Origin of the sequence: Nocardioides sp., assembly GCF_025965415.1 — a bacterium.
Lineage (GTDB): Bacteria > Actinomycetota > Actinomycetes > Propionibacteriales > Nocardioidaceae > Nocardioides.
Genome location: NZ_JAOPWY010000165.1, coordinates 1 through 12336, shown reverse-complemented (window position 1 = coordinate 12336; position 12336 = coordinate 1). Strand labels below are relative to the sequence as shown.

The window sequence follows — 12336 nt, the reverse complement described above, 5'->3', positions numbered from 1 at the left end:
ACCACCGTGCTGGCCGGCCCCTACTTCAAGGCCGAGGACAGCTGGCACGGCAGGCTCGCGGACGGCACCGCGCTGGAGGTGCCGCTGGCGCTGTACTGCCGTGCCTCCATGGCGCCGTCCTTCGACGCGGAAAACCTGTTCCGGCTGACCCGGAACGGGCTGGACTTCTTCAACTACCTCTTTGACTTCCCGTACCCGTGGGGCAAATACGACCAGGCGTTCGTGCCGGAGTACAACCTCGGCGCGATGGAAAACCCCGGACTCGTCACCTTCACGGAAAGCTACGTCTTCACTTCCCGCGCCACCGACTCCCAATACCAGGGACGCGCCAACTCGCTGCTGCACGAGATGGCGCACATGTGGTTCGGCGACCTGGTGACCATGCAGTGGTGGGACGACCTCTGGCTCAACGAGGCGTTCGCCTCGTGGGCGGCCAACTGGGGCATGGCCGCGGCCAGCGAGTTCACCGACCAGTGGGCGACCTTCCTCGCCGCGTCGAAGAAGACCGCCTACGAGATGGACATGAGCCCCGCGCGCCACGCGATCCGCGGCGACGTCCCCGACGTGTCCGCGGCGATGTCCAACTTCGACGCGATCACCTACGTCAAGGGCCAGAGCGTGCTCCACCAGCTCGTCGCCTACATCGGCGAGGAGGCCTTCGTCGAGGGCCTGCGCGACTACTTCAGCCGCTACGCCTTCTCCAACACGCGCCTCGACGACCTCATGGACTGCTATGCCCGGGCGTCCGGTCGCGACCTGTCGGCGTGGACCAGGTCCTGGCTCGACGAGGCAGGCACCGACGTGATCTCGCTGGTGGGCGACGAGCTGGTCGTGGAGACCACCGACGACCAGGAGCCGCGCCCGCACCGGCTCGACATCGCGGTCTTCGACACCTCGGGCGAGGACCTCGTTCCGGTGGGCCGCTCCTCCCATGAGATCACCGGCCGCACGACCCCTGTCGAGCTCCCGGGCGGCGACCTGCGCCTGGTCAACGCAGGCGACTACACGTTCGCGGCGGTCAAGCCTGACGCCACCTCGCGCGAGCAGATGCTGCGGCGGATCGACCAGCTCACCGACCCGCTCGACCGCGCGCTCGTCGTGGCCACCGCCGGGCAGCTCCTGCTGCTGGGCGACGTCGCGCCGCGCGACGTCTCGGCCGCTCTCACCCGGGCGCTCGCGGCGGAGACCAGCCCCGCACTGATCGAGCCGTTCCTCGGCCAGGCCCTCCAGGTCGCCGACCGCTGGGCCCCGGCGAGCGAGTCCCCCGACCTGCTCCGGGCGCTGGCGGACGCGGTCGTCGGGCTCGTCGACGTGCCCGACGCCCGCCAGGCCGCGCTCCGCACCCTCGCCGCCTCGGCGTCCACCGGCGAGCACTGGTCGGTGCTGGAGGCCGCCGCCGAGCAGGCGACCGACCTCGACCTCGCCTGGCGCATCGCCGTACGCCGCTCGGAGCTCGGCGACTACGACGAGTCCCGGGTCCGGGCCCTGCTCGAGGCCGACCCCGACCCTGACGCGGGCATGCGACGGTTGGCCGTGCTCGCCGCGCATCCCGACGCCGAGGCCAAGGAGGAGGTGTGGAAGGCGTTCTTCGTCGACTACGCCGTCCCCGCGAGCCGCGAGACCCTGGTGCTCGGCTCGACGTTCTGGCGTCCCGGCCAGGCCGAGCTGCTCGCCCCGTTCGCCCACCGCTACCTCGAGGAGCTGCACACGCTGAAGGGCGGCCTGCTCAACCAGGGCCTCACCATCCGCGCGATGTATCCCCTCGGTGCCGGCGACGCGTCGTTCCTCGCCGCCGCGGAGACGGCCGCGGAGGACACCAGCCTGATGGCCTACGCCCGCAACCAGCTGCGCTCGAACTCGTTCGTGCTCGGCCGGATCCTGCAGGCCCGCCAGCTCTGACCCTCAGGACTCGGCGTCGTCGTCCTTGCGGCGCAGGCCCGACTCGTCGAGGGGGAACCGCTCCGAGCGCTGGCGCTCGATCGCGGCACCGACCAGCCCGGCGAACAGCGGGTGGGGGCGGGTCGGCCGCGAGCGCAGCTCCGGGTGTGCCTGCGTGGAGACGTAGTAGGGGTGCACGTCGGCCGGCAGCTCGACGAACTCCACCAGGCCGAGCTCGGGGTTGACCCCGGAGAACACCAGGCCCGCCTCGGCGAGCGCCTCGCGGTAGACGTCGTTGAACTCGTAGCGGTGGCGGTGGCGCTCCTCGACCACGTCGGTGCCGTACGCCGTGCGCACCACGCTGCCCTCGAGGAGCTCGGCCTTCTGCAAGCCGAGGCGCATCGTGCCGCCGAGGTCACCGGCGCCCTCGACGAACTTCTTCTGCTCCTCGATCGTCGAGATCACCGGCTCGACCGTGTCGGGGTCGAACTCCGTCGAGCCGGCCTTGGTCAGACCGGCGACGTTGCGGGCGTACTCGATGACCATGCACTGAAGCCCCAGGCACAGGCCCAGGGTCGGGATGCCGTGGGTGCGGGTGTAGGTCAGGGCGCCGAGCTTGCCCTCGATGCCGCGCACGCCGAAGCCGCCGGGCACCAGCACCGCGTCGACGTCCGCGAGCTGCCTGGCCGCGCCGGCCTCGGTCTCGCAGAGGTCGGAGGCGACCCAGCGGATGTTGACCTTCGCGGAGTGCGCGAAGCCGCCGGCCCGGAGAGCCTCGGCGGGCGAGAGGTAGGCGTCGGGCAGGTCGACGTACTTGCCGACGAGCGCGATCGTCACCTCCTCGTCCGGGTGGTGCACCCGGCGCAGCAGGTCGTCCCACGCGGTCCAGTCGACGTCGCGGAACGGCAGGTCGAGGCGGCGTACGACGTAGGCGTCGAGGCCCTCGCGGTGCAGCACCTTCGGGATGTCGTAGATCGACGGCGCGTCGGCGGCGGTCACGACGGCCTCGTCGTCGACGTCGCACATCAGCGCGATCTTGCGCTTGATGCTGTCGGGGAGCTCGCGGTCGGCGCGGCACACGATGGCGTCGGGCTGGATGCCGATCGAGCGCAGTGCGGCCACCGAGTGCTGGGTGGGCTTGGTCTTCAGCTCGCCCGAGGGACCGATGTAGGGCACGAGCGAGACGTGGATGAAGAAGCAGTTGTCGCGACCGATCTCGTGGCGCGTCTGGCGCGCCGCCTCGAGGAAGGGCAGCGACTCGATGTCGCCGACCGTGCCGCCGATCTCGGTGATGACCACGTCGATGTCGGGGCCGCCCATCGCCAGGATGCGGTCCTTGATCTCGTTGGTGATGTGCGGGATCACCTGGACGGTGTCGCCGAGGTAGTCGCCGCGACGCTCCTTGGCGATGACCGAGGAGTAGACCTGACCGGTCGTCACGTTGGCGATCTGGTTGAGGTCGGTGTCGAGGAACCGCTCGTAGTGACCGATGTCGAGGTCGGTCTCGGCTCCGTCGTTGGTCACGAAGACCTCACCGTGCTGGAACGGGTTCATCGTGCCCGGATCCACGTTGAGGTAGGGGTCCAGCTTCTGCATCGTCACGCGGAGACCGCGCGACTTCAGCAGCTGGCCCAGGCTGGAGGCGGTGAGCCCCTTGCCGAGGGAGGAGGCGACGCCTCCAGTGACGAATACGTGCTTGGTCGGCGTCCGGCTCTTCACGGGCTTTTATCCTACCCGAGTGGGACGGCGCCGTCGGCACCCGCCGCACCGAAGGAGCCGCCCGGCGTCGTCAGTGAGCGCTGGAGGGCGATGATCGTGGTCGTCCGACCGGCCTGCGTGTCGATGCCGTCCACGCTGGCCACGACCGACGCGGCCGGGTCGGCCCGGAGCCGTCCGAGCTGGCCGTCGGCACCGTCCTGGAGCGTGCCCACGACCACGACACCGGCCGCCTGGGCGGCCAGCCCCTCGGCGAGACCCGCCAGCACGGCGTCCGAGCCCTCGTCGGCGGCGTCGGTGCCCAGCACCAGCAGCACCAGGGGCGCACGCCGGGCGACGTCGCCGGGCGCCTCCATCAGTCCCGCGCCGGTGACCGCGTCGACGATCGCCCGCGACTTGCCGGTGACGTCCACGCCCGCGGCCTCCTTGGTCGACACCGCGAGACCGAGCAGCTGCCCGATCCGGTCGTACGTCGACGCGTCCGCCGCGACGGCGTCGCCGCCCTGCTGGGTCAGCAGCTGGCTGCCGAGCGTGTCCACGAGCGACTTCTGTCCCGGGTCGACGAGGTCTTCACCGAGGGAGTAGCGGGCGCTCACGGTGCCCCCGGCGGAGGTGACGGAATCGGTGAGGGCGGTGACGAGCTGCTCGTCGGCACCGGGGACCGTGACGATCGCGACCGATCGCTCTGCCAGGCGGCCCGAGACCATGGCCGGTCCGAGCGCGGACAGGAACGCGTCGTTGTAGTCGGCCGCGGCCTGCCCCTCGCCGCTGGCGGCGGCGTCGTCCTGGTCGGCGCGCGACGCCGCCACGCTCGGGCCCACGTCGGACAGCGGACCTCCGCCCAGGACGATGCCGGCGGCGAGCGCCAGGAAGACGGCGACGATGGTGAGGACGTGGTGACGCAGGGTGATCACGGGAGAATTCCTCGGACGTTGTCGATCAGCTCGGACGTGGTGCTGGAGACGCTGGGCGAGACCTCGTCGACCCACTGCTGGCCGACGGGCGTCACGCTGATGGCGGCGCCGACGGCGAGCACGCCCGCCACGACGGCGCCCAGCAGGTGTCGTGGCCGCACGGCGCCGTCGTACAACCGCGGCAGGGCTGCCGCGTCGACGAGGTCGGGACCGAGCCTCAGCCGGGTCAGGAAGGTGCTGGCGAGACCGGCGCGGCGCCGGTCCAGGAACTCGTCGAGGGTGGCGTGCATGCCGACGCCCACGATGAGGGACGCCTCCCGCGCCGAGGCGAGCAGGAGCGCCGCGTCCTCGGTGGTGGCGGTGGTCTCGATGCGCAGCGGCCGGATGCCCAGCCGCTCGAGCTGCTCCGTCGCGCTCCGGGGCGCGCCGCGCTCGACCAGCACGACGACGTCCTTGGCCCGGCGCAGGACCGAGGCGCTCGGCTGGTCCTCGGTGCCGCCGGTCACGACGACCACGTCAGGGCGGTGGCCGGCACTGGCCAGGGCGTCCGCACCCCGGTCGACACCGATCAGGACGGGACGCTTCTCGCGCACGAACGGCTTGATGCCGCGCAGCTCGTCCTCCCAGCCGTGCGACCGGACCACGACCACGACCGGACGACCGGCCATGTCGGTCGCCGTCTTCGGGACGCCGCGCCCGTGCAGGAGCAGGTCCTGCTCGCGGCGCAGGAACTCGGTGGTGTTGTGGGTGAAGCTCTCCAGCTGGGCGGTCAGCCCGCTGCGGGCCTGGCCCATCTCGGAGCGGAGACCGTCGGCGGTGAGCTCGCGGGCCGGCGAGACGAGCGCGTCGCCGGCGTAGACCACGCCGGCGTCGATGCGGATGTCGGTGCCGTCCTTGAGCCGGTCGAAGATCTCGGGGCCGGCGTTGTCGACCACCAGCACGCCGGCCTCGACCAGGCGCTCGGGCCCCAGGTTGGGGTAGCGGCCGGAGATCATCGGGCTGGCGTTGACGACGGCGACGACGCCGGCGTCGATCAGGGTCTGGGCGGTGTCGCGGTCCATGTCGACGTGGTCGAGGACGGCGATGTCACCGGCGTGCAGGCGCCCGAGGAGGCTGGCCGTACGACGGTGCACCCGGGCGGGACCGTGCACACCCGGGAGACTGGGGGCGGGGCGGGAGCGGACTGCGAACTTCATGACCGCGCCATGGTGTCAGCCGCGACCCTGCCCCTCCGGGAGGCACGCCCGCTCGGGCGCGGCGGTCTCGAGCAGCTCGCGGGCGTGGGCCCGGGCGCTGTCGGAGTCCTCCACGCCGGCGAGCATCCGGGAGAGCTCCTGCTCGCGACCCGCCTCGTCGAGCGTGACCAGGCCGGAGGTCGTCACCGACCCGTCGCTGGACTTGTGGACGACCACGTGGCGGTCGGCGTACGCCGCGACCTGCGGCAGGTGGGTGACCACCAGGACCTGCGAGGCGCGGGCCAGCGCGGCCAGCCGGCGACCGACCTCGATGGCCGCCTTGCCACCCACGCCGGCGTCCACCTCGTCGAAGACGAAGGTCGGCACGGACCCGGTCTCGGCCAGGGACACCTCCAGCGCCAGCATCACGCGCGACAGCTCACCGCCGGACGCGCCCTTGTGGAGCGGCCGTGCGTCGGTGCCGGTGTTGGCGGCGAGGAGGAACTCGACGTCGTCGACACCGTGCGAGCCCGCGCGCAGCCAGCGGCCGTCCACCTGGATCACCGGACCCGCGGGCCGCTCGGGCACCGGGGCGTCGTGCTGCGTGACCGCGATGGTCACGGTGGCGTGCGGCATGGCCAGCGAGGTGAGCTCGTCGCTGACGGCCGCGCCGAGCCGGGCGGCCGCCTCGGAGCGCAGGCTGGTGAGCGTGGACGCCAGCGCGCCGAGCTCGCCGCGGATGCGGTCGCGCCTGGCCTCGAGCTCGGTGATGTGGCCGCCGGTGTCCTCGAGGTCCAGCAGCCGCTTGGCGCCGTCCTCGGCCCAGGCCAGCACGTCCTCGATGGTCTCGCCGTACTTCCGCGTCAGTGCGGTCAGCGCGGCACGGCGCTCGGAGACCCCGGCCAGCCGGGCCGGGTCCGTGTCGAGGCCGGCGGCGTACGACGCCACGTCCCCGGCCACGTCGACCAGCAGGTGGCCGACCTCCGCGATCCGGTCGGCGAGCTCACCTGCCGTCGCGTCGTGCTCCCGGACTCCGTCGAGCGCCTGGCGTGCGGCGCTCGTGGTGGCCAGCGCGTCGGTGGCGCCCTCGTCGCTGGACAGTGCCTCGCGGGCCTGCTCGGCGGCGGTGCGCAGGGTGTCGGCGTAGCCGAGCCGCGCCTCCTCGGCCGCGAGCTCGACGTCCTCCCCCGGTCTCGGGTCGACCGCCTCGACCTCGCCGAGGCCGAATCTCAGCTGGTCGGCCTCACGGGCCCGCTCGCGCGCGGAGCCCACCACCTCGGCCAGGGTGCGCTCGGTCGCGATCAGCTCCGCCCACAGCCCGGCGTACTCCTCCGCCGCGGCGGCCAGGTCGGCCCCTCCGAAGCGGTCGAGCGACGCGCGTTGCGCACCGGCCTTGAGCAACCGGTGCTGGTCGGACTGTCCGTGCACCGCCACCAGCGGCTCCGCGACCTCGGCGAGGGTGGCCACCGGGACCGAGGCCCCGCCCACCCAGGCACGTGAGCGGCCCTGGGCGCTGACGTTGCGTGCCAGCACGACCCGGTCGTCCTCGATCGCGCCTCCCGACTCCTCGACGGCCGTCCGGAAGTCGGCGAGGCCGCCGGCGGACACGACGCCCTCGACCCGGGCCTGGCTCGCACCCGTGCGCACCGCTCCTGAGTCGGACCGGCCGCCGAGCAGCAGCCCGAGCGCCGTGACCACCATCGTCTTGCCCGCACCGGTCTCGCCGGTGATGACGGTCAGTCCGGGGCCGAGCTCGAGCGTCGAGGAGTCGATGACGCCGAGCGAGCTGATCCGCAGCTCCTCAAGCATCGTTCTCGCCGTCCCCGTTGTCGCGGCGCCGACGCTCCGCGGCGCCCCGCCAGCCCTCGACCGGCAGGTCGAACTTCGCGACGAGCCGGTCCGTGAACGGCGCCTGGTGGAGCCGCACGAGGCGGACCGGGCGCTGGCCGCGCCGGACCTCGATGCGCGCTCCGGGCGCGAGGTCGACCGTGCGGCGCCCGTCACACCACAGCACGCCCGCGCCGTTGTTGTTGGCGAGCACCTCGATGGCGAGCACCGAGGTCGGTGCCACCACCATCGGACGCGCGAAGAGGGCGTGCGCGCTGAGCGGCACCATCAGCAAAGCCTCGACCTCGGGCCACACGACCGGGCCGCCGGCGCTGAAGTTGTAGGCCGTCGATCCGGTGGGGGTCGCGCACACGACGCCGTCGCAGCCCCACCGCGACAGCGGTCGGCCGTCGACCTCGACGACGACCTCGAGCATCCGCTCGCGGGCAGCTTTCTCCACGCTGGCCTCGTTGAGGGCGAAGGTGCACCACACGACCTCCTTGCCCTGCAGGACGCGCACGTCGAGCGTCAGCCGGTCCTCGGCGGTGTAGGCGCGCCGGACGATGGCGGCGATCGTCGACTCGACGTCCTCCTGCTCAGCCTCGGCGAGGAAACCGACGTGGCCCAGGTTCACGCCGAGCAGCGGCGTGCTCGTCGCGTGGGTCAGCTCCGCGGCGCGGAGGATCGACCCGTCACCGCCGATCACCAGGACCAGCTCGCACCCCTCGCCCGGGAGGTCGTCGGGGCGGGTCGTCTCGACGAGCCCCTCGGCGGTCGCCTGCGGGTCGAGCCCGAGGTCGGCCGCCTCGTCGACGAGGAGGCGTACGGCGATCCCGTGGCCGGTGAGCGCACGGACGCACGCCCGCGCCACCTCGCGCACCTCGGCCCGGCCGGTGTGCGCGAGCACCAGCACACGACGCGCGGGGCTCTCGACGGTCACGGCCCCACCCTCTCACCCGGCACCCCCATCGAGGCCGTCCGCTCCACCTCGGCGCGGATGTCGTCCGCGCCGATCGCCGCCGCCCCGTGGCGCAGCAGCAGGAAGAACTCGACGTTGCCCGACGGCCCCGGCAGCGGGCTGACCGTCACGGCCACCGCCCCCCAGCCGCGGGCGGCCGCGAGGTCGGCGATCGTCGTGACCGCCTCGGCGCGCAGCCCCAGGTCGCGGACGACGCCGCCCTTGCCGACGCGGTCCTTGCCGACCTCGAACTGCGGCTTGACCATCAGCGCGAGCTCCCCCTGCTCGCGCACGACCGACAGGAGCGGGTCGAGGACGAGCGCCAGCGAGATGAAGGACAGGTCCCCCACCACCAGGTCGACCGGCTCCCCCACCAGGTCGAGGGTGAGCTCGCGGATGTTGGTGCGGTCGTGGACGTGCACCCGGTCGTCGCTCTGCAGCGACCAGGCCAGCTGCCCGTAGCCCACGTCGACGGCCACCACCTCGCGGGCACCGGCCCGCAGGAGCACGTCGGTGAAACCACCCGTGGAGGCGCCGGCATCGAGGCAGCGCTTGCCCTCGACGCTCAGCCCGTGGGCGGCGAAGGCCTCGAGGGCGCCTGCCAGCTTGTGCCCGCCGCGCGAGACGTAGTCGACCGTGGTGGGGTCCTCACGCACCACGATCGCCACGTCGGTCGTCACGCCGGTCGCCGGCTTGGTGGCGGGTGCGCCGGACACCGTGACACGTCCGGCGGCGACCAGCTCGCTGGCGTGCTCGCGCGAGCGGGCCAGCCCGCGGCGGACGAGCTCCTGGTCCAGTCGAAGTCGTCGGGGTGGCACGGTCGTTCAGGCGCCCTGTCCGCCGTCGGCGGGCGGCTCGGGCCGGGCGTCGAGGGCGCGGCGCAGCTGCTCGTGGGCGCGTTCGAAGACCTGCACGTGGTCGCTCACCGGCGCGTCGGCGACGGCAGCCACCTCGGCGAGGACCTGGTCGACCGACGCGACGCCCGTGGTCTCGGCGGGGATTTCGACAGCCGTCTCGGGAGCGTCGTCCATGGCCGCGAGCCTACTCGGCACCGAGCTGGCGGACCGGCCCGGGCGGCGTCGTGTCGGCGACGTCCGCCGCCGCCCCGGTCTCGTCCAGGTGCCGCCAGCAGGCCGTCGCCGCGACCCGCCACCAGTCGGCGTCGCTCCCGTCCCCGGTGACCCGCAGTCGTCCCTCGTCGACGGACCCGGTCCACCCGTTCAGCTCGGTGCCGGCCTCGGTCTGCGCGGGGACGGGATGGGGTTCGAAGAGTCCCTCCAGCGTCGGCGAGATGTAGGACGGCCGCAGCTCGGGCGTCGCACCGGCCAGGTCTTCGAGCCAGCTCACGCCCGTCAGCACGAGCAGCGACGGCACATCGATGGCGTGGGCGCCCTCGATGTCGGTGTCGAGACGGTCGCCCACCATGATCGGCCGCTCGCCGCCGACCCGGAGGACGGTCTCCTCCATGAGCGGCTTCTCCGGCTTGCCGGCCACGGTCGGCTCCACGCCGGCGAATCCGGAGATCGTCCGCACGAGCACGCCGTGCCCCGGCGCGAGGCCGTAGGGGGTCGGGATGGTCAGGTCGGCGTTGCTCGCGACGTAGGGCAGTCCGTCACGGACGAGGGTCGAGACCCGCATGATCTCGCGCCACCGGACGTCCGGGCCGTACCCGCTGGCCACGGCCACCGCGCCGTCCGGGTCCTCGACGGGCTCGAGGCCCGCCTCGATGAGTGCCACCCGCAGCCCTTCGCCGCCGAGGAGCAGGATCCTCGCCCCGACCCCGTGCGCCTCGGCCAGCAGCCGGGCGGCTGCCTGCGCGGAGGTGACCACGTCGGCGGCTGCTGCGTCGACCCCGAAGCCGACCAGCTTCTCGGCCACCTGGTCCGGCGTGCGCGAGGCGTTGTTGGTGACGAAGGCGACGTGGCGTCCGGTCCCACGGACGCGGTCGATCCGCGCGGCCACCCCGTCGATCGCATGGCCTCCGACGTAGACCACCCCGTCCAGGTCGAACATGACCAGGTCGTGTGCTTCCACGATCGGCGTCATCGACTCCTCGAGCATGCTCCACCCCTCTCCGGATCGGGACGAGCGTCCCCCTACGATGCTCCGATGGACTTCGCCACGGTCGTGCCGCCGTACGTCGCGAAGCCTCTGGAGCTGTTTCCCTTCCGGGCCGTCATGCTGGCGCCCGGCCGCGTCGGCGATCCGGCCTCCGCCCGAGCGCTGGCGCGACCCTATCGCGACGTCGCCGCCCGGCTGACGCAGTGGATCGAGCAGGGACGCGCCACCGCGGACACGGCTCCCGCGGTCTACCTCCACGAGTACACCTCCGGCGGGCTGACCGTCCGCGGCCTGGTCGGCGCGCTCGGGATGTCGCGGCGCGCCGACAGCATGGCGGAGCGGGCCGTGTGGCCGCACGAGGCGATCCACCCGGAGCAGGCGGGTGAGCTGGCGGACCGGATGTTCCAGATGGACCTCAACCCGGCGCCGATCCTCCTCGTGCACCACGGCGACCACGAGCTGCGCGAGCTGATGGCCGAGGTGAGTCACGGCACGCCCGAGTGGCGCTACCTCGACCGGACCGGCCAGCGCCAGCGCATCTGGGCGATCCGCGACGAGGACGTGCTTGCCCGCATCGGCGCCTTGCTCGCAGGAGCGCGCTGCCTGCTCGCCGACGGCCACCACCGGTACGCCGCCTATCTTCGCCTCCAGCAGGAGCACCCCGGCACTGCTTGGGACTCCGGCCTCGCGATGCTCGTCGACCAGGACGACACCCCGCTCTTCCTCGGAGCGATCCACCGGACGCTGCCCGGCACGACCCTCGACGCCCTTGCCGACGCAGCCCGCGCGGCAGGCGCCGCCGTGACCGGGCGCGAGCGTCACCATGCGCTCAGCGCGCTGGACAGCACCCACCTCGTCCTGACGGACGGCCACGCGTGGCACACGGTCAGCCCTCGCGGTCTCGACCAGAAGGCGGCGGTCGCCTGGCTGCACGACGAGGTGCTGCAACGCCTGCCGCGACCGGCGCCGCGCATCGAGCACCACCACAACGTCGACGACGCCCTGGCGGCCACCAGCCCCACCTCTCCCGCGGTTCTGCTGCCCAGCCCCGACTTCGACCAGGTGCGTGCCCTCGTCGAGTCAGGTGGACTGCTGCCGGAGAAGGCCACGTCATTCCAGCCGAAGCCGAGCCTCGGCGTGCTCATGCGGCCGATGAACGACGCATGATCCTGGCAGAGGTTGCCTCCACCTCCACGCGCGAGCGAGTCGCTCCCCCTGCTTGGAAGAAGCGACATCGCACGGCGCCCGACACCTCCACGAGGTCTCCGGCCCGCCACGTCAGGATGCTGCGTCTGAGCCGCGGACTCCAGGCCGTGCACGGCACCGAGTCGACACGCCGGGTCGCTGCCTGAGCAGATCCGGTCCCGGGACCACCCGTCGAGGAGCTCCGCGGCACGGAGATCCGGAACGTCACCAGGGCGTCGCCGCTCGGCAGCTCCACCAGTGCGGGCTCACCGGTGAGCCGGCCCACCAGGCGCACGTCATTGGCGAGACCCTCGTCGTCACCCAGGTCCTTCATCTGTGTCTTCGTCACAGTCCACCTCCTGCGGCCCACACTTCCCGCGTGCACCGACACACGGCGTACGACGTCGCGATCGCCTGTGGACAGCCGTCTCGAGCAGCCTGCTGTGGACGCCACGTGACGCACGAACGGCGAGCCAGGTTCCTGTGAGACGCCTGGAAATGCAGAAGTGGGGCCACCCAGGGGGTGGCCCCACTTGCGCAATGTATGTCCGGCGGCGTCCTACTCTCCCACAACCTCTCGGTTGCAGTACCATCGGCGCTGAAAGGCTTAACTTCCGGGTTC

The 12336-nt window shown here is 72.6% G+C and carries 11 protein-coding genes and 1 rRNA gene; 2 read left to right on the top strand and 10 right to left on the bottom strand.

Going from position 1 to position 12336, the window contains the following annotated elements; all coding sequences use genetic code 11:
- The coding region (gene pepN / locus JWN97_RS17075; RefSeq protein WP_297625388.1) for an aminopeptidase N at positions 1-1899 on the top strand (1899 nt) is incomplete at its 5' end.
- A 3-nt stretch (positions 1900-1902) separates the two neighbouring features.
- On the opposite strand, the gene JWN97_RS17070 is transcribed toward pepN, so the two are convergent.
- From JWN97_RS17070 to JWN97_RS17035, 8 genes are read right to left on the bottom strand one after another with little or no spacing between them, the layout of a single operon-like run.
- Entirely contained in the window at positions 1903-3597 is a 1695-nt protein-coding gene (locus JWN97_RS17070) for a CTP synthase (RefSeq protein WP_297625385.1), read from the bottom strand.
- Between the two features lie 11 nt (positions 3598-3608).
- On the bottom strand, positions 3609-4508 hold the full coding sequence (locus JWN97_RS17065) for a copper transporter (RefSeq protein ID WP_297625382.1): 900 nt from the start codon (positions 4506-4508) through the stop codon (positions 3609-3611).
- Positions 4505-5704 carry a putative cytokinetic ring protein SteA gene (gene steA, locus JWN97_RS17060; protein ID WP_297625379.1) on the bottom strand — a complete coding sequence of 400 codons (1200 nt, stop codon included), beginning with the start codon at positions 5702-5704 and terminating at the stop codon, positions 4505-4507. Before steA ends, JWN97_RS17065 begins: the two co-directional genes overlap by 4 nt.
- A 15-nt stretch (positions 5705-5719) precedes the next feature.
- Complete coding sequence (recN, locus tag JWN97_RS17055) at positions 5720-7492, bottom strand: DNA repair protein RecN (protein ID WP_297625377.1); 1773 nt, start codon at positions 7490-7492, stop codon at positions 5720-5722.
- Complete coding sequence (locus tag JWN97_RS17050; RefSeq protein WP_297625374.1) at positions 7485-8450, bottom strand: NAD kinase; 966 nt, start codon at positions 8448-8450, stop codon at positions 7485-7487. The genes recN and JWN97_RS17050 overlap by 8 nt, the downstream gene beginning before the upstream one ends.
- Positions 8447-9286 (bottom strand): TlyA family RNA methyltransferase, encoded by an 840-nt coding sequence (locus tag JWN97_RS17045; protein WP_297625370.1) that lies wholly within the window; start codon positions 9284-9286, stop codon positions 8447-8449. The genes JWN97_RS17050 and JWN97_RS17045 overlap by 4 nt, the downstream gene beginning before the upstream one ends.
- 6 nt (positions 9287-9292) lie before the next feature.
- Positions 9293-9499, bottom strand: a complete 207-nt coding sequence (locus tag JWN97_RS17040; RefSeq protein ID WP_297625367.1) for a hypothetical protein — start codon at positions 9497-9499, stop codon at positions 9293-9295.
- Between the two features lie 10 nt (positions 9500-9509).
- Positions 9510-10529: an HAD-IIA family hydrolase gene (locus tag JWN97_RS17035; protein WP_297625365.1), complete on the bottom strand. Its 1020-nt coding sequence runs from the start codon at positions 10527-10529 to the stop codon at positions 9510-9512.
- Between the two features lie 48 nt (positions 10530-10577).
- Here JWN97_RS17035 and JWN97_RS17030 point away from each other — a divergent pair, with 48 nt between their 5' ends.
- Positions 10578-11696, top strand: a complete 1119-nt coding sequence (locus JWN97_RS17030) for a DUF1015 family protein (protein ID WP_297625361.1) — start codon at positions 10578-10580, stop codon at positions 11694-11696.
- Here the strand turns inward: JWN97_RS17030 and JWN97_RS17025 are convergent.
- Positions 11671-12063 (bottom strand): single-stranded DNA-binding protein, encoded by a 393-nt coding sequence (locus JWN97_RS17025; protein WP_297625358.1) that lies wholly within the window; start codon positions 12061-12063, stop codon positions 11671-11673. The two genes, JWN97_RS17030 and JWN97_RS17025, sit on opposite strands and share 26 nt — an antisense overlap.
- Positions 12064-12260: 197 nt before the next feature.
- Positions 12261-12336 (bottom strand): 5S ribosomal RNA (gene rrf / locus JWN97_RS17020); the annotation flags it as partial.